This window comes from Escherichia sp. WS2035 (assembly GCF_046487065.1).
Taxonomy (GTDB): domain Bacteria; phylum Pseudomonadota; class Gammaproteobacteria; order Enterobacterales; family Enterobacteriaceae; genus Escherichia; species Escherichia coli.
This window is the reverse complement of sequence record NZ_JBJQKD010000001.1, coordinates 366229-390923: the sequence shown is the minus strand read 5'-3', so window position 1 is coordinate 390923 and position 24695 is coordinate 366229. Positions and strand designations below refer to the sequence as shown.

Here is a 24695-nt window from a genome sequence, read left to right as displayed (position 1 = left end):
TTAATGCAATCCAAAAACGTTCAACATGGTAGAAAGTTTGACGCCTGTTTCGCGCCACTCACCCAACGGTGAGGACGCAGGCACAATCCCCGCTCCGGCAAACAGACGCACCTGATTTTCCCGCAGCTTCGCGCAGCGGATGGTCACCACCCATTCACCGTTACCTTCGCTGTCACACCAACCCACAATGCCGCCAAACAGTTCGCGGTCGAACGGCTCCAGTTCAGCAATAACCTGAGTCGCGGCCAGATGCGGGAAACCGCTCAGCGCAGGAGTTGGATGCAGCAGACAGGCCAGAGTCAGTGCGTTTTCTTGCGAATTCGCTTTACCTTCAAAGGGAGTTGCGAGATGCCACAGCGTCGGCGTGGTAATCAATTGTGGAGAGGAGGGAACGTGTAACTCACTACTGCGTTCGCGCAGTACCTCTTTCATCGCCTGAGTCACCAGTTCATGTTCATGGCGATCTTTTTCTGACGCCAGCAGACGATTACCCGCTTCGCGATCGAGCACTTCATCTGGCTGACGACGCGCGGAACCGGCTAACGGAATGGAGCTAAAACGCTCGCCGTCTTTACGTAGCAGCAGTTCCGGGCTGGCCCCCAGCAGAACGCCACCATCAGCCAACGGAACATGGAAGTTGTAACTAACCGGGTTTTGCGCAATCAACCGTTCCAGCAATACGCCACTATCAATGGCGGCGTCAGTGGTGATATCAATCAACCGTGACAACACCACTTTGTCGACCTGCGGCGTGGCGGTAAGTGCGGCAGCACGGGCAACCATCTGTTCAAACGTGGTTTGTTCCGGAATGGCCTGACGTTCCACCACGTTCAGCGACTGGCTGCGGGTGAAACGGCGTGCGGAAGCTTGTTTTTCCTGACGGGAGAACGACTGCCAGGATTCGGGAATATACAGCGACGAAGGCTGACGTGGATCGAAGGGAATCGCCCCGACCATCACCGGATTTTTGATGCCCTGCGCTTTGGCATCGGCAAACAGCGCGGCGAGTTTTTGCTGGAAGGGACTGTCGGGTGAATCCCCGTTCACAGCGGGTTCATCGAAGCGGGCGAAACATCCTGACGTCGTAAAACTGCGGTACGGCGACATAAAGAAAAAGCGATTGGGCGCAAGTGTTGCCATGGTCTGCTGTACTTCCTCAGCCAGTGACGTATCCATATCATCCTCCACAAAATGATAAAGGCTTTAATAATGATTATCATTTATATTTTCGGTCGCTAACCTAAAAGCAAACGCGCACTATGTCAACTCTTGAGGTAACGCAATCTGCAACTCGGGGTTGCATCTGGTTGTGGTTACAATGAAAATGAGAAGCATTAACTTCATTAATAACAGGAAGCTGATTTGTGAGACTCGCCTCGCTCTACCGCAACGCCCTTCTATTAACAGGACTTTTGCTTTCAGGAATAGCCGCAGTTCAGGCCGCCGACTGGCCGCGTCAGATTACTGACAGCCGTGGCACTCATACCCTGGAAAGCCAGCCGCAGCGTATTGTATCCACCAGCGTCACCCTGACTGGCTCACTGCTGGCGATTGATGCTCCGGTGATCGCCAGCGGCGCGACCACACCAAATAACCGCGTAGCGGATGACCAGGGCTTTTTACGCCAGTGGAGCAAGGTGGCGAAAGAACGCAAACTGCAACGGCTCTATATCGGCGAACCGAGTGCAGAAGCCGTTGCCGCGCAAATGCCGGATCTGATTTTAATTAGCGCAACCGGCGGCGATTCGGCGCTGGCGCTGTACGATCAGCTTTCTACCATCGCCCCAACATTAATCATCAATTACGACGACAAAAGCTGGCAGTCGCTGTTAACGCAGCTTGGCGAAATTACCGGGCATGAGAAACAAGCGGCAGAGCGGATTGCACTGTTTGATAAGCAACTGGCAGCGGCGAAAGAGCAAATCAAATTACCGCCGCAGCCGGTCACTGCCCTTGTCTATACCGCCGCTGCACACAGTGCCAATCTCTGGACGCCGGAATCAGCACAAGGGCAGATGCTGGAACAACTCGGCTTTACGCTGGCGAAGTTGCCCGCAGGCTTAAACGCCAGCCAAAGCCAGGGCAAACGCCATGACATCATTCAGCTTGGTGGAGAAAATCTGGCTGCAGGGTTAAATGGCGAGTCACTATTCCTGTTCGCCGGTGATCAGAAAGACGCCGATGCTATTTATGCTAATCCGCTGCTCGCGCACCTGCCTGCAGTACAAAACAAGCAGGTTTATGCGCTGGGAACCGAGACATTCCGCCTGGATTACTACAGCGCCATGCAAGTGCTGGAACGACTTAAGGCGCTGTTTTAAGCATTAATTGTCGGACGCTGTCACCTGCGGCGGCGTCTGGCGAAAACGCCGCAACTCCACCAGCACCAGCAACAACAACACGCCGATAATCAACAAACCAAAACCGCTCGCGCTTGCGGAAGCAACCGGTGTCATCATCGCTCCCAGACCGCCTAACAGCGCCGCACCTATGGCATCGCCCGTCACGTTTTGCGCCGTCCACAAACCGTTAATCCGCCCTAACATCGCTTCCGGGGTTTGCGTTTGCAGCATTGTATATTGCAGCAACGAACTAACCGCGCTCAGCCAGCCGAACAGTGCCAGACAAACCACGCCTAAAATCCACATCGGCATCAGGCCAAACAGACCAATGGCGAGGAACGCCCCCAATGTGGAGAGCAACATCAACAGACCTGGCCGTACGCTATGCGCCAGTTTTCCACTGGTTAACGCGCCAATAGCCGCACCGAGCGGGATTGCCGCATAGAGAAAGCCAATTTGCGCCGCCGACATCTGCCAGTTGTCAGCCAGCGCCGGATACAGTACCCGCACCGCGCTCGCCATCGTCAATAAACCCCCCAGCAACGCAATCCCTCCCACCAGCGGGCTGGCGAGTAGAAAACGAAATCCTGCCAGTAATGATTTCAACGGATGCTCACGCGGCTGCGGCGGTGGTGGCAACGCCGGAAGGCTTAACAACGGTAGCAAGGTAATAAACGTGCCCGCCGCCGCCAGCCCGTAGTTCCAGGCTACGCCTCCGGTCGCCAGCAGTAAACCACCAATCATGGGCGAAATCACCGACCCCAGACGCACAGTCAACATGGTGATCGCCCCGGCCTGCATTAGGTTTTCACGTCCTACCAGTGCAGGTGTCGCCGCCAGTAGCGCCGTAACGCCAAGTGATGCGAAAAAACCATCCCATAAACCAAGTAAATAGATTGCCAGCAAAGACGGCTCCGGCAGCAGCGCATTCAGGCACAGTCCAATGAAGCCAATGCCACAGGTGCCGCGCGCCAGCAAAATCACTTTTTTGCGCTCATAGCGATCCGCCAGCACACCACCGATCATCAGACCGACAAACATAGCACCGCCGGTCAGCGTCACCGAAAGCCCCACCTGCCAGGTAGAATGTGTCATCATCTGGATCTGCACCGGCACCGCGACGCTGAGCAAACCCAGAGACACAATTGAGATAAAACGAGCGAGGAATACTGCGCGAAACGCCGGGTGCGTTTTTAACAGGCTGAGGTTAAGCAGCCAGGATTGTTTATTCATTACAATGCCTTGCCATCAAATATTTTAAATACCTATTCTTAGGCTGCACATGCTAACATATCCAAATAAGATCGATAACGATAATTAATTTCATTATCATGGAAGTTCGTATGTCTGGTTCTGTTGCCGTGACACGCGCCATTGCCGTGCCCGGATTGCTGTTATTACTGATTATCGCGACGGCATTAAGCCTGCTCATTGGAGCAAAATCACTCCCCGCTTCCGTAGTGCTGGAAGCCCTCTCCGGCACCTGCCAGAGCGCCGACTGCACCATCGTGCTCGACGCACGACTGCCGCGCACCCTTGCCGGTTTACTGGCAGGCGGTGCGCTTGGCCTTGCCGGGGCGTTAATGCAAACCCTCACCCGAAACCCACTTGCCGACCCCGGCTTGCTTGGCGTGAATGCCGGAGCCAGCTTTGCCATTGTGCTGGGTGCGGCGCTGTTTGGTTACTCTTCCGCGCAGGAACAACTGATGATGGCCTTCGCCGGCGCGCTGGTGGCGTCATTGATTGTTGCCTTTACCGGCAGCCAGGGCGGCGGGCAGTTAAGTCCGGTGCGTTTAACCCTGGCGGGCGTGGCGCTGGCGGCGGTGCTGGAAGGACTGACCAGCGGCATCGCCCTGCTTAATCCTGACGTCTACGATCAACTGCGTTTCTGGCAAGCCGGTTCGCTGGATATTCGCAATCTACATACCTTAAAAGTGGTGCTGATCCCGGTGCTTACCGCCGGAGCAACCGCGCTATTACTGAGCCGCGCGCTGAACAGTTTAAGCCTTGGCAGTGACACCGCGACGGCGCTGGGCAGTCGCGTAGCGCGCACACAGTTGATTGGTCTGCTGGCAATTACCGTGCTTTGTGGTAGTGCAACGGCGGTAGTTGGCCCGATTGCCTTTATTGGCCTGATGATGCCGCACATGGCGCGCTGGCTGGTAGGTGCCGATCATCGCTGGTCGCTGCCCGTCACGCTACTCGCTACCCCTGCCCTGCTGCTGTTTGCCGATATCATTGGGCGGGTGATTGTTCCCGGCGAACTGCGCGTTTCTGTAGTCAGTGCCTTTATTGGTGCACCAGTGCTGATCTTCCTCGTACGACGTAAAACGCGAGGTGGCGCATGATTTACGTCTCTCGCCGATTAATTATCACCTGTCTACTGTTGCTAATAGCTTGTGTAATGGCAGGCGTGTGGGGATTACGCAGCGGTGCCGTCACGCTGGAAACCTCGCAGGTATTCGCCGCGCTGATGGGCGATGCGCCGCGCAGTATGACGATGGTGGTCACCGAATGGCGTTTACCACGCGTGCTGATGGCGCTGTTGATTGGCGCGGCGCTGGGCGTCAGCGGCGCGATTTTTCAGTCGCTGATGCGTAACCCGCTCGGCAGCCCTGACGTAATGGGCTTTAACACCGGGGCGTGGAGCGGCGTGCTGGTGGCGATGGTGCTGTTTGGTCAGGATCTGACGGCTATCGCGCTGGCAGCAATGGCGGGGGGTATTGTCACCTCGCTGCTGGTCTGGCTGCTCGCCTGGCGTAACGGTATCGACACCTTTCGGTTGATTATTATCGGTATCGGCGTTCGCGCCATGCTGGTGGCCTTTAATACCTGGCTGTTGCTGAAAGCGTCTTTAGAAACGGCGCTAACAGCGGGTTTGTGGAATGCCGGATCGCTCAATGGCCTGACGTGGGCAAAAACCTCACCTTCCGCACCCATCATTATATTAATGTTAATTGCCGCCGCCTTGCTGGTGCGGCGAATGCGCTTGCTGGAAATGGGCGATGATACCGCGTGTGCGCTGGGCGTCAGCGTCGAACGTTCGCGGCTGTTAATGATGCTGGTCGCCGTAGTGCTTACCGCAGCTGCCACTGCCCTGGCGGGGCCAATTTCCTTTATTGCTTTAGTCGCGCCACACATTGCCCGCCGCATCAGTGGCACCGCTCGCTGGGGGCTGACCCAGGCGGCGCTGTGCGGGGCACTTTTACTGCTGGCGGCCGATCTCTGCGCCCAACAACTGTTTATGCCGTATCAACTTCCGGTTGGCGTCGTTACCGTCAGCCTCGGCGGTATTTACCTTATCGTCTTGTTAATTCAGGAGTCTCGCAAAAAATGACCGAATCAGTAGCCCGTTTGCGTGGCGAACAGTTAACCCTCGGATATGGCAAATATACCGTTGCGGAAAATCTGACTGTAGAAATACCTGATGGTCACTTCACGGCAATTATCGGGCCAAATGGCTGCGGTAAATCCACGTTACTGCGTACCTTAAGCCGCCTGATGACGCCTGCTCACGGGCATGTCTGGCTGGATGGCGAGCACATTCAACATTACGCCAGTAAAGAGGTTGCACGCCGGATTGGTCTGTTGGCGCAAAATGCTACCACACCGGGCGATATCACCGTGCAGGAGCTGGTGGCGCGTGGGCGTTACCCGCATCAACCGCTGTTTACCCGCTGGCGCAAAGAAGATGAAGACGCGGTAACAAAAGCGATGCAGGCCACGGGAATAACTCATCTGGCGGATCAAAGCGTGGACACCCTTTCTGGCGGACAACGCCAGCGAGCGTGGATCGCGATGGTGCTGGCCCAGGAAACGGCAATTATGCTGCTCGACGAACCCACGACCTGGCTGGATATCAGTCATCAGATTGATCTACTGGAACTGTTAAGCGAACTGAACCGCGAGAAAGGCTATACCCTGGCGGCGGTGCTGCACGATCTTAATCAGGCCTGTCGTTACGCCAGCCATTTGATTGCATTGCGGGAAGGGAAAATTGTTGCTCAGGGAGCGCCGAAAGAGATTGTCACTGCTGAACTGATCGAGCGCATTTATGGTCTGCGCTGCATGATAATTGACGATCCGGTTGCCGGAACGCCGCTCGTGGTGCCGCTCGGACGAACGGCACCTTCAACCGCAAAGATTTAAACTAAGTGGTCTGCCATCATGGCATCCTGTTTTCTGGATGCCATCGCATGACGCAACAACACACCACCACAAGCCACCATCCCGCCGACCAACGCAGAAAGGATCACGATAATCGCCTTACCCTGACCGTCTTTTTTTACGGGTAATGACGGACGCAACTGATATTTAAACGGTGTAAAATTCACATCGTTGACATTTGTTTTTGTTAATTGCTCGACTAGATACTGACGATTACGTAATTCACCGTTCAATTCCGCAACGTCAGTGACTGCTTTTTCAATTTCCAGTTTGCGTTCAATACCGTCTGCACCGAGAGAAATAGAGAAATCGGGGTCATCTTTAACGGCCTGACCATTACTGTATACGGGCTTTTTAATTCCTGCCGCGTTGGCAATGTCAAGTGAATAATTGAGGCGCTGAATGTTTGCATCAAGTTGATTTTTCGTTTTAATGCGATCCTGAGCCAGTTTTTCTTTTTCAAACTGGGTTTTGATCTCCAGTTTATTACGGACGTTTTCTATCGACTCTTTCACCACCAACGCAGAGATATAATCGATATACCCGGCCAACACTTTCTGTGCCTCTTCACTGGTGGGTGCGGTGAAACTTAGCGTCCAGGAAGTATACAATGCAGACTCATCTTTTTTCTTACTGGCATTGTCATCAACCGCTTTCATTTTTTCGCTCAATGCAACAATGGCGCGATGCAGATCCAGTGGGTCGATTTTCGCTTCTTTTAATTGATCCATCACATAAGGTGATGAACGCAGGTACTCCTCAAGCAAGCTAACAGACTGAAATTTCTTGATAAACAGGTTAAATGCTTCTGTACGATCAATTTTGATATCCAGATCCAGCACACGAAGCTTAGTGAATGTTTTCTCCAGCTCTTGCCACTGAACAGGTTCTGGAGGCGTGACAACCGCCGCGCTAGTCCATTTTTGCGGCAGGATGAAAGAGATCAGCAAGCCTGCGCAGGCAAACGCAAAAACGACCGCCATGACCGTTTTTTTTGCCCGCCATAAAACCTCGATTAGATTAAGTAAATCAATTTCATTATTACTGGGCGACGCCAGAGGATACTCGGGAAAATGAGCTTCACTTCCCTGTTTAATATTCAGTGATGACATGTAGTGAAACCTGAGGTTTTAGTCCGTAAAGCACAACGATGTACATAGCATTCTAACAGGAACTGAGATTTATCCGAAAGCACTCTTTCACTATTATTATTCTCAAAATGAATAACAAACTTAGCAACCCCAGCAATGACGCTGCTCTCAGAAAAATAAATAAATTTTAAGAATAAAAAAACCATAATCATTTAGTCGGATTATGGTTTTAAATGAGGTTATGGCAAGTTCTTTACTAACGTACGGTTAGTTATTAATTTGTGTATTTATTAGTGGTCCTATTTCTTTAAAATACTCCGGGGAAATAATATCCACATGCGCACAATCCTGACGATAGATATCCAGCTCAGCAATCCACGGTGCCCAGGCCTGTTCAGGACTCATACCTTCCTGAAGCGTGCGTTCGGCAACAAATAGCGTCGCTTTACCATCAAACGCTACGCTATGAGCTGTCGTCAGCAGGCGCACAGCATCAGCGTAGTTGCCTTCAATGGTGGTAAACAACTCCGTTGAAGTACTTCCCTGCTGTGCCGCCAGGAAGGCTTCGCGCTCGCGGTTAATCTCCGCCAGCACTTCCGGGTCCAGACCATTGGCTTCTTTTTCCTGCCAGTTTTGCGTTTCTGGCGGCCAGGTATCCAGCAAGCCAAGAAATGCCACCTGTTCGCCACGGGCACGCAGTCGCGCCGCAATGCCCTGCGCCAGCGTACCGCCAAGTGAATAACCCAGCAGGTAATAAGGGCCGTGCGGTTGTTGTTCAAATAACGTTGCCAGATGCGCTTCGCAGACTTCATCCAGGTTTGCCGCCGTCTGCATGGGGCCATGAGGGCGCGGCGACTGAATGCCGATAATCGACCATTGTGGATCGAGATAACGCGAGAGCACGCTGAACTGCCAGGCAAAACCGGATGCCGGATGGAAACAAAACAGCGTCGGGCCATTACCTTCACGCAACGGCAGAATGGTTTCGAATCCCATGCGTCGGGTGCTGTCTTCTTCACCATCAATAATCGTTGCCAGTTTGGCGACAGTTGACGCGACCATCACCTGCCCCGGCGTCACCTGACGGGCAAACTGTCGACTTAACTGCGCTGCCAGTTTCATTGCCAGTAGCGAATGACCGCCAAGCGCAAAGAAATCAGCATCGGCATCCTGCACGTCACAACCCAGCAACGACGAGAATGCCGCGGCGATAATCGTTTCACTGCCCGCTTTCGGCACACGCCCCGGCGTTTGTGCCTTCAGTTCAGGCAACGGTAAGGCTTTGCGATCCAGCTTGCCGTTGGCGCTAAGTGGTAACTGTGGAAGTTGCAGCAGAACCACCGGTACCATATGTGGTGGCAATGTTTCTCGAAGCTGCGCCTGTAATGCGCTGGTATCCAACGGCAGACCTGATTGCGACACCAGATAGCCCACCAACTGACGCGCATCACCACCAGTGGCTGCCGCCTGGTTAATCACACAGGCGTGGGTAACGGCTTGTTCGACATCCGGCAGCGCCTGCATCACGCGATCAATTTCGCCCAGTTCGATACGCTGCCCGCGAATTTTTAGCTGATCGTCACTGCGCCCGAGGTACTCCACTGCGCCGTTATCCAGCCAGCGGGCAACGTCTCCGGTACGGTACATCCGTTCACCTGGGGCAAAAGGATCGGCAATAAAGCGGCTGGCGGTCAGATCGGGTCGTCCAAGATACCCCTGCGCCAGTTGAATACCGGTGAGATAGAGATCGCCCGCCACACCCGGCGGCACCGGATGCATCATCGCATCGAGAATGCGCAGGCCCGTATTCCACACCGGATAACCAATCGGCACACTGCTGCCGCGCACCTCTGCCAGTTCCTCGCCAAAAGCCGGATACCAACTGACATCTACCGCCGCTTCCGTCGGGCCATATAGATTATGCAACGGCGCGCCGGTTAACTGTTGCCATTCGCGGCATAAATCAGCCGGTAGGGCTTCACCACTACAGAAAACCTGTTTCAACGTCGAGCAATTCTGACGAGCGGTTTGCGGCGTCAGCGATGCAACAAATGCTGCCAGCATCGACGGCACAAAGTGCGTGGTCGTTACACCATATTCGGCAAAGAATTGCTGCATAGCGAGCGGGTCGCGGTGCGCTTCCGGTTCAGCCATCACCAGTTTAGCCCCGGCAATAAACGGCCAGAAAAACTCCCACACCGAGACATCAAAACTGCACGGCGTTTTTTGGGCAACGACATCTTCGCCTGTAAGCGGGTAGTGGTTTTGCATCCAAAGCAGGCGGTTAACGATAGCCGTCTGCCCGACCATTACCCCTTTCGGCCTGCCGGTGGAGCCAGAGGTAAAGATGATATAAGCCGTGTGGTGCGGTTGTGAAAGCTGCAGCGGCGCACTGCCCTGCGGTGTAAGCGGGGCGTTATAGCAAAGGCGGGTTAAATCTGGAACATCGGCAAAGCGCGGCAGTTGATCGTCAGTGGTGATTAACAGCGACGGACGCGCATCTTCCAGCATCATTTTCAGGCGATCGTCCGGATAGCCGGTATCCAGCGGTAACCAGGCCGCACCAGCCTCAACAATTGCATGTAGCGCGAGAGTCAAAAAGACCGAGCGCGGTAGAGCCACCGCCACGCTGTCGCCCGGTTTAACGCCGCGCTCACGCAGCAGATTCGCCAGCGCCACCACCTGCTCGCGCATTTCCCGATAGCTGAACTGGTAACGCGCATCTGCCAGCGCCGGAGCATCCGGTGTTTTTGCCGCTTGTTCTGCCACCAGCGCGCTCAGCGTGGTTTCTGGAATCTCAATCTGAGTGGCGTTGATCTGCGCCAGCTGCGCATACTCACCTGGCAGCATAATATCGACATCGCCGCACAACAGCGCCGGATCCGCGGCGAACTGGGCAATCAGCATTTTCAGGCGTTCAGCGTGTTGAATTAACGTTGGCTCATCGTAACGCTGTTTATTGGCGAGGATTTCAATACTCAAATCTCCGTGTTCATCCGGGAACAGGGCCAGTTCAAGGTCATTAACCGGACCGGTTGCCAGGGGATGGGTTTGCGCCTGAACACCAGGAATATCCAGTTGGTAATCAAATACCTTGATATTGAGTACCGGACCGAACAGCGGTTCCTCTCCTGCCGCTCGCCCACTGTCACGGACAATTTGTTCGGCGTCGTAGCGTTGATGGCGGCGCATTTTTTTCAGTTGTGCTGCCAGTCGGGTTGCCAGTTGCGGCAGCGTTTCTTGCGCCGCAATGTGAATACCCAACGGTAAAACGTTGAGCACGGGTCCGGTAGCCGTCAGCGCCGCCGAGCCCAGTCGACGCATAAAGATAAATCCGGCAGCGTAGTCCATGCGGTTGCACAATCGCCCCAGCCACAAGGCTGCCAACGCAAGTGCTAAATCGGTACGCTGCACACCTGAAAGTTGCGTAGCCAGCTGGCGGAATTCCCCGTCGGTAAATTCCAGTTTCAGGCGCAAAATATCTGCCGAAGCGCTGCGCCCCGGTAAAGGTGCCGGAGAAAGTGACGCGGGCGGTGGCAGTTGACGACGCTGTTCCGCCCAGAATGCCGCATCACGCTGCCAGGCTTCACTTTCGCGGTACTGCTGATACTCTTCCACTACATCAGCGAAAGGCGTAAACGGCGAAGCAGGCGTTGGTTCGCCACGCAGCAATGCGCAGTAAATATTGGCGATCTGGCGTGTAATGGCCGGGAAACTGAAGCCATCGACCAGCAAATGGTGATAACGCTGATACCAGTACCAGCGGTTATCCGCCACCTGTATCAGCTGATGAAAGACCAGTGGTTTACCACTATCGACGCGCAGATCTTGTTGCAAATCCGCCTGCATTAATGCCCGCGCAGTACCGTGCGGATCAATGTTGGTTCGCAGGTCGATAATTTCTGGCAGTTCGAACGTCTGCGCATCATCGACCCACTGCCAGACTTCGCCGTTATCTTCCGTAAAACGCATCCGCAACGTATCTGCTTGCGCTAGTCCGGCAACCACCGCGCGGGCCAGTAGTGGCGCATCAACCTCTCCGGTTAACTCAACGTAATGCGCCACGCTCCAGGCGGAGGGTAAATCCGACAGTTTTTCTGCCATCCAGATGCCGGGCTGTGCGGCGACCAAAGGTAAATGCTGGCTCATTGTGCCTCCTGCAACTGGGTGAAATTCGCCGGTGTCAGAGTACGCCAGTGGGCTTCCAGCCACTGCTGGCAGGACGCCTGTGACTGCGGCTGACACACAACGTCCCAGCCTGCCGGTAAGGCGCATTGTTGCGGCCACAGACTGAATTGCCCCTGCGCATTGCGCAAAATGTAAAACGCTCCCTGTGGATCATCGAAGGGATTACTGAATGCCATATTCAACTCCTGTCATGGAAAAGTGGTTGCCAGAGGTCGATTAGCCCCTGCATCAAGCCACCGCGCCAACAAAGCGCATCATGTCCGCCGTCAACCTGACGCCAGAAAATGGATTCTTTTAGGGGGTGTAATTGCGCATACAGCGCCTGATTGGCCTGCATGATCATCGGCTCGCGAACACCCGCTTCCAGCACAATGCGCAGACCTTCGGCGCTAACTTCACCAGTTTTTAGCTGTTCAAGTAACATGCCCTCTTGGTGCCCGCCCCGATGCGGCCACCAGTACGAACCTGACTGGCTTAATACACAGCCAAAGCGTTCAGGCCAGTGCAGTCCGGCATACAGCGCGGAAAGCCCACCAAAACTCTGTCCGGCGACCACGGTGCGATCGGCGCGATCGCTAAAAGGGGCAATAGCTTTCACCTGGGGTAATAACTCTTGCTGTACTGCCAGCCAGAAATCCGCATTACACGGCAGTTCGTGGGCGCGGTGCGTGGTGTCGATAGCGTCGATCAACACATACACGGCGGGCGGAAGTTGCCGACGATGGGTCAGCGAAGTCAGCGCAGGCCAGACGGGCATACTCTGCGCCCAAAATTCGCCATCAAGCAAAACTGCCAGCGGGCGTTCTTCTGCTGTTGCATCGCCGATGGTAAAAATCCATACACGGCGTGAATTTTTCAACCGTTCACTTTTCCAGATAATTTCTTTGGCAGGCGTTTCTGGCGCTTGCGGACAATCCCATCCCGGTTGCAGAGGCGCTTGCGGCATTTCGAGTGCAGAAACAGCGTGCCCTCGCCCGCCTTTCCAGCTTTGTGGATTCAGCGGATCGGCTATCGCCTGGGGTAATAGTTTTCGCCAGCCTTCGCGTAATTCGAGGCGATCGGGGGATGGTGCAGAAAAAATGTCATCGCGTTCGGTAGGAATAAAGCAGTAGCTGCCGCGCCAGTTGGCATTGAGTTGTGTCGTCCACTGCCAAACATCGGTTCCTGCAATTCGCTGCATCGACCGGGGCTGGCTGTTCTGATGGTGATCGGTCATGCCAGTGATATAGACCCATACGCGCTTTATCGCCGAGTGGCCTTCAGAACCTTGTGGATCACGCCACCAAAAAGTGACTTCAAACATTTCGTCATTCAGACGTTGCCATTCCGGGCCATGTTTCGACTGCCACCAGCTCTCACTTCCTACTTTTAACGCCGTCACACCATAACCCCATGTTTACTGTGCAATTTTTTATTGATTGCAGAAATATATTGATAATATTATTGATAACTATTTGCATTTGCAATAGCGTAATGGCGCGCCGTGGGAAGCGCGGACATTAATTAATCAGCTGCACTGCGTGTCTTTCAGGATCAAAGGTTTTCGCGGTAGCGGGATGCGTCGTGTTGATGACGACCATGCCCGACAGTTGCAATTCGTGGCAAAAATGCAGGAATAAAACAATGAACAAGAAGATTCATTCCCTGGCCTTGTTGGTCAATCTGGGGATTTATGGGGTAGCACAGGCACAAGAGCCGACCGATACTCCTGTTTCACATGACGATACTATTGTTGTTACCGCCGCCGAGCAGAACTTGCAGGCGCCCGGCGTTTCGACCATTACCGCAGATGAAATCCGCAAAAACCCGGTTGCCCGCGATGTATCGGAGATCATTCGTACCATGCCTGGCGTTAACCTGACCGGTAATTCCACCAGTGGTCAGCGTGGTAATAACCGCCAGATTGATATTCGCGGCATGGGTCCGGAAAACACGCTGATTTTGATTGACGGCAAGCCGGTAAGCAGCCGTAACTCTGTGCGTCAGGGCTGGCGTGGCGAGCGCGATACCCGTGGTGATACCTCCTGGGTGCCGCCTGAAATGATTGAACGTATTGAAGTTCTACGTGGTCCGGCAGCTGCGCGTTATGGCAACGGCGCGGCGGGCGGCGTGGTTAACATCATTACCAAAAAAGGCAGCGGTGAGTGGCACGGCTCCTGGGATGCTTATTTCAATGCGCCAGAACATAAAGAGGAAGGTGCCACCAAACGCACCAACTTCAGCCTGACCGGTCCGCTGGGCGACGAATTCAGCTTCCGCTTGTATGGCAACCTCGACAAAACCCAGGCTGACGCGTGGGATATCAACCAGGGCCATCAGTCCGCGCGTGCCGGAACGTATGCCACGACGTTACCAGCCGGGCGCGAAGGGGTGATCAATAAAGATATTAACGGCGTGGTGCGCTGGGACTTCGCGCCTCTGCAATCACTCGAACTGGAAGCGGGCTACAGCCGCCAGGGTAACCTGTATGCGGGTGATACGCAGAACACCAACTCTGACGCTTACACTCGCTCGAAATATGGCGATGAAACCAACCGCCTGTATCGCCAGAACTACTCGCTGACCTGGAACGGCGGCTGGGATAACGGCGTGACCACCAGCAACTGGGTGCAGTACGAACACACCCGTAACTCGCGTATTCCGGAAGGTCTGGCGGGCGGTACCGAAGGGAAATTTAACGAAAAAGCGGCACAGGATTTTGTCGATATCGATCTTGATGACGTGATGCTGCACAGCGAAGTTAACCTGCCGATTGATTTCCTCGTAAACCAAACGCTGACGCTGGGTACAGAGTGGAATCAGCAACGGATGAAGGACTTGAGTTCCAACACCCAGGCACTCACCGGAACGAATACCGGCGGTGCTATTGATGGTGTGAGTGCCACCGACCGTAGCCCATATTCAAAAGCAGAAATTTTCTCGCTGTTTGCCGAAAACAATATGGAGCTGACTGACAGCACCATCGTAACGCCGGGGCTGCGTTTCGATCATCACAGTATTGTCGGCAATAACTGGAGCCCGGCGCTGAACATATCGCAAGGTTTAGGCGATGACTTCACGCTGAAAATGGGCATCGCCCGCGCCTATAAAGCGCCGAGCCTGTACCAGACTAACCCAAACTACATTCTCTACAGTAAAGGTCAGGGCTGCTATGCCAGCGCGGGCGGCTGCTATCTGCAAGGTAACGATGACCTGAAAGCAGAAACCAGCATCAACAAGGAGATTGGTCTGGAGTTCAAACGCGACGGTTGGCTGGCGGGCGTGACCTGGTTCCGTAACGATTATCGCAATAAGATTGAAGCGGGCTATGTAGCTGTAGGGAAAAACGCAGTCGGCACCGATCTCTATCAGTGGGATAACGTGCCGAAAGCGGTGGTTGAAGGTCTGGAAGGATCGTTAAACGTACCGGTTAGCGAAACGGTGATGTGGACCAATAACATCACTTATATGCTGAAGAGTGAAAACAAAACCACGGGCGACCGTTTGTCGATCATCCCGGAGTATACGTTGAACTCAACGCTGAGCTGGCAGGCACGGGAAGATTTGTCGATGCAAACGACCTTCACCTGGTACGGCAAACAGCAGCCGAAGAAGTACAACTATAAAGGTCAGCCAGCGGTTGGACCGGAAACCAAAGAAATCAGTCCGTACAGCATTGTTGGCCTGAGCGCGACCTGGGATGTGACCAAGAATGTCAGTCTGACCGGCGGCGTGGACAACCTGTTCGACAAACGTTTGTGGCGTGCGGGTAATGCCCAGACCACGGGCGATCTGGCAGGAGCCAACTATATCGCAGGTGCCGGGGCGTATACCTATAACGAGCCGGGACGTACGTGGTATATGAGCATTAATACTCACTTCTGAAGCTAACGTCAGATTGTTGACAAAGTGCGCGTAGTTCATGCCGGATGCGGCGTGAACGCCTTATCCGGCCTACAAAAATCTTGCCAATTCAATATATTGCAGGACCACGTAGGCCTGATAAGCGTAGCGCATCAGGCAGTTTTGCGTTTGTCATCATTCTCTAATATGGTTGACATGAAAACTACGCATACCTCCCTCCCCTTTGCCGGACATACGCTGCATTTTGTTGAGTTCGATCCGGCGAGTTTTCGCGAGCAGGATTTACTCTGGCTGCCGCACTACGCACAACTTCAACACGCTGGACGTAAACGTAAAACAGAGCATTTAGCCGGGCGGATCGCTGCAATTTATGCGCTGCGGGAATATGGCTATAAATGTGTGCCTGCAATCGGCGAGCTACGCCAACCTGTGTGGCCTACGGGGGTATACGGCAGCATTAGTCACTGTGGGACTACGGCATTAGCCGTGGTATCTCGTCAACCGATTGGCATTGATATCGAAGAGATTTTCTCTGTACAAACCGCAAGAGAATTGACAGACAACATTATTACACCAGCAGAACACGAGCGACTCGCAGAATGCGGTTTAACCTTTTCTCTGGCGCTGACACTGGCATTTTCCGCCAAAGAGAGCGCATTTAAGGCATGTGAAAGACAAACTGATGCAGGATTTCTGCGCTACCAAATCAGAAATTGTCAGCATCAACAGATGAATATAAGCGGGCCGAATGGCGACCATATCGTGCAGTGGTTAGTAAGGGGTAATAATGTTATTACCTTGTGCCTGGCAGATAAACACCCGCACACTGCAGCATGCGGGTTATCTGGCGGGTAATTCAAAGCATTTCCCGTGCCTGAGCTGCAATTCCGGCAGCATCAAATCCATGATGCTGACGCAACCACCCACGATCCGCCGCTGCGGCATATTCTCCATCCATAATGCCTGCGCGTTTTAATGTGATCCCCGTTCCGGCCTCTGCCAACACTTCCGCGACCAGGCTACCAAGGCCGCCATTGACGTTATGCTCTTCAACCGTCATCACTGCTTTGCATCCTTTTAACGCTGCCAGCAATGCTTTGGTGTCGCATGGGCGAATCGACGGTACGCTGACAACTGTAGCCGCGATACCAGACTGCGCTAAAAGTTCTGCGGCATCGACCACTTCATGAACGGTAGAGCCTGTGGCTACCAGCGCCAGTTCGCTGCCCTCGCGCAAAGTCACCACGGCACCTGGTACAAATCGGTAGTCCTCATCGTGGATTTCCGGCAGGGCTTTACCGTCCATACGGATATAAACAGGCCCCTGATAGCGAAGAGCATAATCAATCACCTGACGGCACTCCCGCGGTGAAGACGGGGCAAAGATTTGAATATTGCCGAAACCACGCATAACCGCAATGTCATCAATCGCATGATGCGTGCTCGCCAGCGGTCCATAACTCGCCCCGGCATTCAGACCGAACAATTTTACGTTGGTAAAGTTGTAGCAGACATCAACCTTGATTTGCTCGTTAGCGCGAGCGATAAGAAACGGCGCGGCATTGCAGGTAACAGCCACCTTGCCGCCCAGCGCCAGCCCGGCAGCTGTACCAACCATGCTCTGTTCGGCAATACCCACATTCACCAGTCGGTCAGGGAATTGCTTAATAAAGGGAGCAATTTTTGCCGTAGACGTTGAATCAGCCACCACAGGCACCAAATCGATCCCCTCATTTACGGCATCGATAAACGCCTGAACCATCACATTTGCCAGATGTTCACTGTTACGCATCTTTGAGTTCCTCCAGTGCCTGTTCAATTTCATCGCCTTTCGGCACCCGGTGATGCCATTCCGCACGCCCTTGTATAAAGGAAATGCCTGCCCCTTTAGTGGTGTGGGCAATCACCACATTCGGTTTGCCTTCCTGTTTAAGCTCTTCAAGCGTCGCGACAACCGAAGCCATATCATTGCCCTGACATTCAGTAACCTGCATACCGAATGCCAGCCATTTCTCTGCCAGAGGATCGGTGTTCATGATTTCGCGCGTTGGCCCGGCTAATTGCAGATTATTTTTGTCATTAATAATGACCAGGTTATCAAGCCCGTAATGCGCCGCCGCCAGTGCAGCTTCCCAGTTACTGCCCTCAGCCAGCTCACCATCGCCAGTAATTAAGAAGATACGACGACGGCTTTGACTTTTTTTCGCCGCCAGCGCAAGTCCTACAGCCACAGGGAAACCATGCCCCAGTGCTCCGGTATTCAGTTCAATACCTGGCGTTTTTTGCCGAACCGGATGGCCGGGTAAGTGTGAATTTGGCTGCTGATAAGTGGAAAGCCATTCCAGTGGGAAGAATCCTGCTTCCGCCAGCACGCAGTAGTAACATCCAACAGCATGGCCTTTTGACTGAATGTATATATCCCGGTCATCGTCGTGAAGGCGATCCGGTGCGACATTGAGAATACGAAAATAGAGTGCGGTCAGTAATTCAACCTGAGAGAGATCGGCCCCGGTGTGTCCACCTGCCGGGCTATTGGCATTTAAGCGCACGATATGGCGGCGTACCGCCCGCGCTTTACGCTCAAGGGTCTGGATATCATAGCTATAGGGATTCATTTAATACCTCTGAATTTATTTTCAACATGGAATATTTATTCCACCGGGGACTAAAAAAACCAGAAATCCCAGGGCGTTGCGCGGCAAGACTTACGCTGCTGCATCATACTCAGGAACATTCTGCCTCCTTACACCGTCAGTTACATGTCCGGGTAATCATCAGTTGACCTGATATCATCTTGAATATATATTCAATAATGATTCTTTATTCAATTATGCCGCCTGTTTTTTATTTTTGTCCATCGCTGATTTTAAGGATTGGTTAAAGTTAGAACTCCATCACACTTAACTGTCTTCTTTTTTCGCGTATGATAAAAGCCTCTAAGATAAGGGCGGTACGTTAATGATTTACGGGGAAATATATGGCTAAGCAGGATGAACAGCGGCTACTGGTGAAGATCGCCACTCTTTACTATCTTGAGGGGCGAAAACAGTCTGACATCGCCCAACTTCTCTCGCTTTCTCAGTCATTTATATCCAGAGCGCTAACCCGTTGCCAGAAAGAAGGCGTGGTTAAAATCAGCGTTGTCCAGCCGTCAAATATCTTTCTCAATCTGGAAAAAGGCATTGAAGAGCGTTACGGCATTAAACAAGCGATTGTTGTCGATACCGAAGATGATGCCAGTGATCACACCATTAAACGCGCCATCGGCTCTGCCGCCGCGCACTATCTGGAAACGCGTTTAAGGCCAAAAGATTTCATTGGCGTCTCTTCGTGGAGTTCTACGATTCGCGCGATGGTCGATGAAGTTCACGCCCAAAACTTAAAAGCCAGCGGCGTTATTCAGCTGCTGGGCGGCGTGGGGCCAAACGGCAATGTGCAGGCAACTATTTTGACACAGACCCTGGCCCAGCATCTGAATTGCGAAGCCTGGTTGCTTCCTTCTCAAAGCATTGAAGGTTCGGTAGAAGAGAAAAAACGCCTGGTGGCAAGCCAGGATGTGGCTGACGTTATCGCCAGATTTGACGACGTCGATATCGCCATTGTCGGCATCGGTATCCTTGAACCCTCGCAGTTGCTAAAAACCTCGGGCAACTATTATCACGAGGATATGTTACAGGTACTAGCGGATCGCGGTGCTGTGGGCGATATCTGCCTGCACTACTACGATAAACATGGTCAGCCCGTGTTGCAGGACGATGAAGATCCAGTGATTGGTATGGCACTGGATAAAATCAAAAAATGCCCGAATGTGGTGGCACTGGCGGGCGGCAAAGACAAAGTTGCCGCCATCAAAGGCGCCATGCAGGGTGGTTATATTGATGTTTTGATCACTGATTTCCCCACCGCCAGAATGCTGATTGCGGATTAATCCTCTCCTCCCTTTCTTCTGCCCGCCTTTGCGAAAAAATCTTCTCGCAAAGGTGATTGCTTAAAAAGCCTTTAATATCAATAAACTGAAAGGATTCAACAATCCTGTTTCTCGAGGCTTTCTCACCCTGTCACCACGCTTCTAAGTGTGATAGCCAGCACATTTGATGATTTTTTCTCTAGCTCAGGAAGAATAATCTGGCTAAGGTATAAATAAATAATCAGTATCGAATATATATTCATGCCTTAACACAAAATGTCACAGCAGGGCCTGATGAAGTAATAACGTGACCATGAGGAACGCCTCATCTCCTTCCACGCCAGGATGCAATGTGACTCAGGAGACTACCTATGTTTGCAGGAAATAAAGAGTTCGTTATTGCGTTGGATGAGGGTACCACCAATGCAAAAGCCATCGCACTTGATGGTTTCGGTAACGTGGTGGCGAAGTTTTCTCAACCACTGGCTATTCAGACGCCACGTGAAGGCTGGGTTGAGCAATCCGGGGAAGCGTTAATCTCTGCCTCGCTTGATGTTATTGCCCAGGCCATCAACCACGTGGGGGCAGAAAATGTAGCGGCTCTGGCTATCAGTAATCAGCGTGAAACGGCTATCGGCTGGTATCGTCAGAGTGGAAAACCACTCAATGCGGCGATTACCTGGCAATGCACGCGCAGTGCCGAGTTTTGTGAAACACTGCGTCGCGAGGGCAAAGAGCAGCAAATTAAAACGACTACGGGTCTTCCTATCGCCCCGCTATTTTCCGCGTCCAAGATGCGTTGGCTACTGGAATCTACACCTGAGGGTGTGCAACTTGCCGACCAGGGTGAAATTTGTCTCGGCACCATTGATGCCTGGTTGCTATGGAACTTGACTGCTGGCGATTCATTTTGCTGCGACTACTCTAACGCCGCGCGAACTCAATTACTTAACCTGAAAACAGGCGAGTGGGATGAGGAAATGCTGGCGTTGTTTCACATTCCACGCGCTGCATTGCCAGAAATTAAACCTTCCAGTGGCCTGTTCGGTTATACCCGAGGGCTTAAAACAATTCCGGATGGTATTCCCGTCATGGCGATGGTGGGCGATTCTCACGCCGCTCTTTTTGGTCATGCGTTGGGAGAAGCGGGATGTGTGAAAGCGACCTATGGGACCGGTTCTTCCGTCATGGCCCCCGTCAACTCTGCTCAGTGTGATATCGCCACACTTGCCACAACCATTGCCTGGCATGATGGCGAAAATATTATTTACGGTCTGGAAGGAAATATCCCCCACACCGGCGATGCCGTGGCATGGATGGCTGACAGCACCGGTTTAAGTGAACTGACAGACGCGGAGCTGGCCCTCGAACTGAATACCCTGCCAGCCTCAGTGGATTCGACTATGGGTGTTTATTTTGTTCCTGCTCTCACTGGCCTGGGCGCGCCATGGTGGGATGACAGCGCTCGCGGCGTGGTGTGTGGCTTAAGCCGTGGCGTAAAGCGCGCGCATTTGATTCGTGCCGCACTGGAATCAATCACTTATCAAATTGCAGATGTAGTGGAGGCAATGCAACAGCATGATGATTTTCACTTATCGGCGTTAATGGTGGATGGCGGCCCGACCAAAAATGACTGGTTGATGCAATATCAGGCGGATCTGCTGGGTTGCCCGGTGATGTGCAGTGATGTGCCAGAGCTTTCAGCCATTGGTGCGGGCCTGCTCGCCCGCAAAGCGCTTATCCCCGGTACCGTTGCAGATTTAAAAGCGTTATTAACTGAACACAGTGAATTTAAACCGGACATGGCGCGTCATCAGCGACTGCAAAAGAGATGGCAGGAGTGGCGTCATGCGGTAAACAGAACATTATGGAAACCGGCATCGTCAATTTGACGAACAAGACTAACCAACGTAAGGAGAATACCGGCCCATAAATAATTCAGGCTTTACGTTGTTTCACCGTACCCGACAATAACAACACAGAGAGAACATTGTCATGAAATTACGTTTAACACTGTTAACCGCTGCGACCCTGACTGCTCTTTCTTTTTCTGCTCATGCGGTAGAAAAAGGAACCATTATGATTATGGTCAATTCACTGGATAATCCTTATTACGCCTCGGAAGCGAAAGGTGCCAGTGAAAAAGCCCAGCAACTGGGATATAAAACGACCATTCTTTCTCATGGTGAAGATGTCAAAAAACAGAATGAACTGATCGATACTGCAATTGGTAAAAAAGTTCAGGGCATTATTTTAGATAATGCCGACTCCACTGCCAGTGTTGCAGCCATTGAAAAAGCAAAAAAAGCAGGTATTCCCGTTATATTAATTAATCGCGAAATACCTGTGGATGATGTTGCACTGGTGCAAATTACCCATAATAACTTCCAGGCTGGCTCGGAAGTTGCCAACGCATTTGTCGAGAAAATGGGAGAGAAAGGAAAATATGCCGAACTCACCTGTAATCTTGCTGATAATAATTGCGTAACTCGCTCGAAATCTTTCCACCAGGTTATTGACCAGTTCCCTGAAATGGTCAGCGTGGCGAAGCAAGATGCCAAAGGCACGTTAATTGATGGCAAACGAATAATGGACAGTATTCTGCAAGCCCATCCCGATGTTAAAGGGGTGATTTGTGGTAATGGTCCGGTTGCACTGGGAGCTATCGCAGCACTGAAAGCCGCCAATCGCAATGACGTTATTGTTGTCGGCATTGATGGCAGTAACGATGAGCGCGATGCCGTGAAAGCCGAATCATTGCAGGCTACCGTGATGTTACAAGCACAAGCCATTGCCGCGCAGGGTGTTACCGATCTGGATAATTACCTGCAAAAAGGAGTTAAACCAGCCAAACAGCGGGTGATGTTCCGCGGCATTCTGATAACCAAAGATAACGCAGATAAAGTCCAGGATTTCAATATCAAATCCTGATCCCAGGTCGTTGCGCCCTCACAATGAGGGCGCAGAGGAGAATATTATGGATAAAAAAGTCTGGCTGGCGCTGGCAATTCTGAGCCTGGGTGGATGTCGCATCGTCTCGCAGCAGGAACTTGCCGATCTCAAATCCCCGCCTAATCCTCATATGGCAAATATCGATCAGACCTGGCAGAAAAACATCGTGCCGCAGGTGGTAGAAAATGCGCGTCCGGTTGCGGAGTTAATGGCGGCGCTACAGGCAGAAAAAGATGTCGATGCTGCCTGTAAAACGCTGGGCTATCGTTCTCAGGAAGAAAACCCGTGTATTTTCTACGTTAAGGTCGAAGGTGGCATCACCAATATTGATGCGAAATCCCGTAGCGGAAAAATGACCATCACAGATATCAGCGGCACAAATATTGTCGTGCAGACGGGGCCAACTCTTCGCGGCACGCTTCTGCGAGATGCATATAAAGGTGCAAGCTATGAGCATTTTAACGATCAGGTTTTATTTGGTGAATATGGTCGTGCTATCAATGAGCAAGCCATCAATATGATTCAGTCGGCAAAGCTTAAAACCGGGGAAACGGTTCAGGTTTATGGCGTATTTTCTGCATGGGATATTCCGCAAACTATCCCGGATATAACGCCTGCGAAAATAGCCAGGGCGGGAGGCGAGTAATATGTTGCCGCAAGAAATTGCCCCCCCCCAGACTGATGAATCACCTGTAATCATAGAAACGCATGACTTATCGCGTATTTATCCGGGTGTGGTGGCGTTAGATAACGTGAATTACCGAGTCTATCGCAATAAAGTAAATGTGCTTATTGGTGAAAACGGTGCGGGTAAATCCACAATGATGAAAATGCTGGCGGGGGTTGAAACACCTTCCTCAGGCAAGATCATTCTTGATGGTAAAGAAGTCACCCTAAATTCTACCCATCAGGCCGAAAAACATGGAATTAGTATCATTTTTCAGGAGCTGAATTTATTCCCGAATATGAATGTCATGGATAATATTTTCATGGCGAATGAATTTTTTCAGAAAGGGAAGATTAACGAAAAATATCAATATGAATTAGCCAAATCTCTATTAGAAAGACTGGAACTGAATGTTGATCCCTATACCCAACTGGGAGAGCTAGGTATTGGCCATCAGCAACTGGTGGAGATTGCCCGTGCCCTTTCTAAAGATACCCGGGTACTGATTATGGATGAACCGACATCGGCCCTCAGCCAGTCGGAAGTAAAAGTCCTTTTCAATGTGATCGCACAACTGAAGCGCCGTGGTGTCACCATCATTTATATCTCCCATCGTCTGGAAGAGTTGATGGAGATTGGCGATTTCATCACCATTTTCCGTGATGGTCGCTTTATTAGTGAACGCGCCGTGAGCGATGCCAGTATTCCATGGATCATCGAGCAAATGGTCGGTGATAAGAAAAAACATTTCGATTATCAACCAGCTACACAAGGTGACACTGTACTGGCGGTACAAGGGTTAACGGCGCTGCATCCCAGCGGTGGTTACAAACTCAATGATGTGACATTCAGCCTGCATAAAGGCGAAGTTATCGGCATTTACGGCTTGCTGGGCGCAGGACGTACTGAACTATTTAAGGGATTGGTGGGCCTGATGCCCTGTCAGAGTGGGAAGATCCAGCTTAATGGTGAAACCATCGACAAATGCCATTTCCAGGCGCGGCTCAAAAAGGGGCTGGCGTTGGTGCCAGAAGATCGCCAGGGCGAAGGCGTCGTTCAGATGATGTCGATTCAGTCCAATATGACGCTATCCGATTTCAGCCTGCAAGGTTTTCGCCGTGCCTGGAAATGGCTGAATCCGCAAAAAGAGAGCGCCAGTGTGAAAGAGATGATCCTGCAACTGGCGATCAAAGTCAGCGATGCCGAACTCCCTATTACCTCACTCAGCGGCGGTAACCAGCAAAAAGTGGTACTTGGCAAAGCGTTGATGACCCAGCCACAGGTGGTGTTTCTTGATGAACCCACACGCGGCATTGATGTTGGCGCAAAAACAGATGTCTATCAGCTGGTGGGAAAAATGGCACAACAGGGGCTGGCAGTCATGTTCTCTTCTTCAGAACTCGATGAAGTCATGGCACTGGCAGATCGCATTCTGGTGATGGCTGATGGCCGTATTACCGCTGATCTCCCCCGGGGCGAAGTCACCCGAGAGAAACTGATTGCGGCTTCAACACCTCAAGATTAATCAGGCTGGAATT

General features: G+C 52.2%; 19 protein-coding genes. 11 read left to right on the top strand and 8 right to left on the bottom strand.

Translation table 11 applies throughout. From position 1 onward, the window contains the following. Complete coding sequence (entC, locus tag ACJHX4_RS01870) at positions 1-1176, bottom strand: isochorismate synthase EntC (RefSeq protein WP_001295851.1); 1176 nt, start codon at positions 1174-1176, stop codon at positions 1-3. A 188-nt stretch (positions 1177-1364) separates the two neighbouring features. Here entC and fepB point away from each other — a divergent pair, with 188 nt between their 5' ends. Beyond that, positions 1365-2321, top strand: a complete 957-nt coding sequence (gene fepB, locus ACJHX4_RS01865) for a Fe2+-enterobactin ABC transporter substrate-binding protein (protein WP_001234367.1) — start codon at positions 1365-1367, stop codon at positions 2319-2321. 3 nt (positions 2322-2324) lie between these two features. Here the strand turns inward: fepB and entS are convergent, their stop codons facing one another. Continuing rightward, positions 2325-3575 carry an enterobactin transporter EntS gene (gene entS / locus ACJHX4_RS01860; protein WP_001041812.1) on the bottom strand — a complete coding sequence of 417 codons (1251 nt, stop codon included), beginning with the start codon at positions 3573-3575 and terminating at the stop codon, positions 2325-2327. Positions 3576-3685: 110 nt separating this feature from the next. On the opposite strand from entS, the gene fepD reads away from it, so the two are divergent. The 3 genes from fepD to fepC are packed head-to-tail and all read left to right on the top strand — an operon-like array spanning position 3686 to position 6491. After that, positions 3686-4690 carry a Fe(3+)-siderophore ABC transporter permease gene (fepD, locus tag ACJHX4_RS01855; RefSeq protein WP_001295850.1) on the top strand — a complete coding sequence of 335 codons (1005 nt, stop codon included), beginning with the start codon at positions 3686-3688 and terminating at the stop codon, positions 4688-4690. Further along, positions 4687-5679 carry an iron-enterobactin ABC transporter permease gene (gene fepG / locus ACJHX4_RS01850; RefSeq protein ID WP_000640932.1) on the top strand — a complete coding sequence of 331 codons (993 nt, stop codon included), beginning with the start codon at positions 4687-4689 and terminating at the stop codon, positions 5677-5679. The genes fepD and fepG overlap by 4 nt, the downstream gene beginning before the upstream one ends. Continuing rightward, positions 5676-6491 (top strand): iron-enterobactin ABC transporter ATP-binding protein, encoded by an 816-nt coding sequence (gene fepC / locus ACJHX4_RS01845; RefSeq protein WP_000140634.1) that lies wholly within the window; start codon positions 5676-5678, stop codon positions 6489-6491. Before fepG ends, fepC begins: the two co-directional genes overlap by 4 nt. Here the strand turns inward: fepC and wzz(fepE) are convergent. The 4 genes from wzz(fepE) to fes all read right to left on the bottom strand — a co-directional run bounded on the left by wzz(fepE) (position 6488) and on the right by fes (position 13169). Continuing rightward, positions 6488-7621 carry an LPS O-antigen length regulator Wzz(fepE) gene (gene wzz(fepE) / locus ACJHX4_RS01840; RefSeq protein ID WP_000096765.1) on the bottom strand — a complete coding sequence of 378 codons (1134 nt, stop codon included), beginning with the start codon at positions 7619-7621 and terminating at the stop codon, positions 6488-6490. The genes fepC and wzz(fepE) overlap by 4 nt on opposite strands. Before the next feature lie 246 nt (positions 7622-7867). Then, complete coding sequence (gene entF / locus ACJHX4_RS01835; protein ID WP_000077758.1) at positions 7868-11749, bottom strand: enterobactin non-ribosomal peptide synthetase EntF; 3882 nt, start codon at positions 11747-11749, stop codon at positions 7868-7870. Beyond that, on the bottom strand, positions 11746-11964 hold the full coding sequence (ybdZ, locus tag ACJHX4_RS01830; protein ID WP_000885787.1) for an enterobactin biosynthesis protein YbdZ: 219 nt from the start codon (positions 11962-11964) through the stop codon (positions 11746-11748). The genes entF and ybdZ overlap by 4 nt, the downstream gene beginning before the upstream one ends. Before the next feature lie 2 nt (positions 11965-11966). After that, positions 11967-13169 carry an enterochelin esterase gene (fes, locus tag ACJHX4_RS01825; protein WP_000125858.1) on the bottom strand — a complete coding sequence of 401 codons (1203 nt, stop codon included), beginning with the start codon at positions 13167-13169 and terminating at the stop codon, positions 11967-11969. A 242-nt stretch (positions 13170-13411) separates the two neighbouring features. On the opposite strand from fes, the gene fepA reads away from it, so the two are divergent. Both fepA and entD read left to right on the top strand, forming a co-directional pair. Continuing rightward, the gene (gene fepA / locus ACJHX4_RS01820; RefSeq protein WP_001034890.1) at positions 13412-15652 is read left to right on the top strand and encodes a siderophore enterobactin receptor FepA; all 2241 of its coding nucleotides are present in this window, start codon (positions 13412-13414) and stop codon (positions 15650-15652) included. A gap of 174 nt (positions 15653-15826) precedes the next feature. Continuing rightward, complete coding sequence (gene entD / locus ACJHX4_RS01815; RefSeq protein ID WP_075207775.1) at positions 15827-16486, top strand: enterobactin synthase subunit EntD; 660 nt, start codon at positions 15827-15829, stop codon at positions 16484-16486. A 1-nt stretch (position 16487) separates the two neighbouring features. Here the strand turns inward: entD and ACJHX4_RS01810 are convergent, their stop codons facing one another. Both ACJHX4_RS01810 and ACJHX4_RS01805 read right to left on the bottom strand, forming a co-directional pair. Further along, a complete protein-coding gene (locus ACJHX4_RS01810; protein ID WP_001246063.1) occupies positions 16488-17423 on the bottom strand; it encodes a transketolase family protein in 936 nt (311 codons plus the stop codon). Then, positions 17416-18246 carry a transketolase gene (locus ACJHX4_RS01805; protein WP_001070509.1) on the bottom strand — a complete coding sequence of 277 codons (831 nt, stop codon included), beginning with the start codon at positions 18244-18246 and terminating at the stop codon, positions 17416-17418. Before ACJHX4_RS01805 ends, ACJHX4_RS01810 begins: the two co-directional genes overlap by 8 nt. 362 nt (positions 18247-18608) lie before the next feature. Here ACJHX4_RS01805 and ACJHX4_RS01800 point away from each other — a divergent pair, with 362 nt between their 5' ends. The 5 genes from ACJHX4_RS01800 (at position 18609) to ACJHX4_RS01780 (ending at position 24682) form a co-directional block, all read left to right on the top strand. After that, positions 18609-19559, top strand: a complete 951-nt coding sequence (locus ACJHX4_RS01800) for a sugar-binding transcriptional regulator (RefSeq protein WP_001118418.1) — start codon at positions 18609-18611, stop codon at positions 19557-19559. Between the two features lie 350 nt (positions 19560-19909). Beyond that, complete coding sequence (locus ACJHX4_RS01795) at positions 19910-21430, top strand: FGGY family carbohydrate kinase (protein WP_000457341.1); 1521 nt, start codon at positions 19910-19912, stop codon at positions 21428-21430. Between the two features lie 103 nt (positions 21431-21533). Further along, a complete protein-coding gene (locus ACJHX4_RS01790) occupies positions 21534-22469 on the top strand; it encodes a D-ribose ABC transporter substrate-binding protein (protein ID WP_000776799.1) in 936 nt (311 codons plus the stop codon). Between the two features lie 46 nt (positions 22470-22515). After that, positions 22516-23136 carry a DUF2291 family protein gene (locus ACJHX4_RS01785; RefSeq protein ID WP_000359101.1) on the top strand — a complete coding sequence of 207 codons (621 nt, stop codon included), beginning with the start codon at positions 22516-22518 and terminating at the stop codon, positions 23134-23136. A 1-nt stretch (position 23137) separates the two neighbouring features. Then, a complete protein-coding gene (locus tag ACJHX4_RS01780) occupies positions 23138-24682 on the top strand; it encodes a sugar ABC transporter ATP-binding protein (protein ID WP_000937457.1) in 1545 nt (514 codons plus the stop codon). Positions 24683-24695 lie beyond the last annotated feature (13 nt).

What these genes read in the sequence shown, in the direction of transcription:
- fepG (WP_000640932.1), top strand. Translation starts at nt 4,687, where the DNA reads ATGATTTACGTCTCTCGCCGATTAATTATCACCTGTCTACTGTTGCTA.
- ACJHX4_RS01810 (WP_001246063.1), bottom strand. Translation starts at nt 17,423, where the DNA reads ATGCGTAACAGTGAACATCTGGCAAATGTGATGGTTCAGGCGTTTATC.
- fepA (WP_001034890.1), top strand. Translation starts at nt 13,412, where the DNA reads ATGAACAAGAAGATTCATTCCCTGGCCTTGTTGGTCAATCTGGGGATT.
- entS (WP_001041812.1), bottom strand. Translation starts at nt 3,575, where the DNA reads ATGAATAAACAATCCTGGCTGCTTAACCTCAGCCTGTTAAAAACGCAC.
- ACJHX4_RS01790 (WP_000776799.1), top strand. Translation starts at nt 21,534, where the DNA reads ATGAAATTACGTTTAACACTGTTAACCGCTGCGACCCTGACTGCTCTT.
- entC (WP_001295851.1), bottom strand. Translation starts at nt 1,176, where the DNA reads ATGGATACGTCACTGGCTGAGGAAGTACAGCAGACCATGGCAACACTT.
- ACJHX4_RS01780 (WP_000937457.1), top strand. Translation starts at nt 23,138, where the DNA reads ATGTTGCCGCAAGAAATTGCCCCCCCCCAGACTGATGAATCACCTGTA.
- ACJHX4_RS01800 (WP_001118418.1), top strand. Translation starts at nt 18,609, where the DNA reads ATGGCTAAGCAGGATGAACAGCGGCTACTGGTGAAGATCGCCACTCTT.
- ACJHX4_RS01805 (WP_001070509.1), bottom strand. Translation starts at nt 18,246, where the DNA reads ATGAATCCCTATAGCTATGATATCCAGACCCTTGAGCGTAAAGCGCGG.
- fepD (WP_001295850.1), top strand. Translation starts at nt 3,686, where the DNA reads ATGTCTGGTTCTGTTGCCGTGACACGCGCCATTGCCGTGCCCGGATTG.
- ybdZ (WP_000885787.1), bottom strand. Translation starts at nt 11,964, where the DNA reads ATGGCATTCAGTAATCCCTTCGATGATCCACAGGGAGCGTTTTACATT.
- ACJHX4_RS01795 (WP_000457341.1), top strand. Translation starts at nt 19,910, where the DNA reads ATGTTTGCAGGAAATAAAGAGTTCGTTATTGCGTTGGATGAGGGTACC.
- entF (WP_000077758.1), bottom strand. Translation starts at nt 11,749, where the DNA reads ATGAGCCAGCATTTACCTTTGGTCGCCGCACAGCCCGGCATCTGGATG.
- ACJHX4_RS01785 (WP_000359101.1), top strand. Translation starts at nt 22,516, where the DNA reads ATGGATAAAAAAGTCTGGCTGGCGCTGGCAATTCTGAGCCTGGGTGGA.
- fepC (WP_000140634.1), top strand. Translation starts at nt 5,676, where the DNA reads ATGACCGAATCAGTAGCCCGTTTGCGTGGCGAACAGTTAACCCTCGGA.
- entD (WP_075207775.1), top strand. Translation starts at nt 15,827, where the DNA reads ATGAAAACTACGCATACCTCCCTCCCCTTTGCCGGACATACGCTGCAT.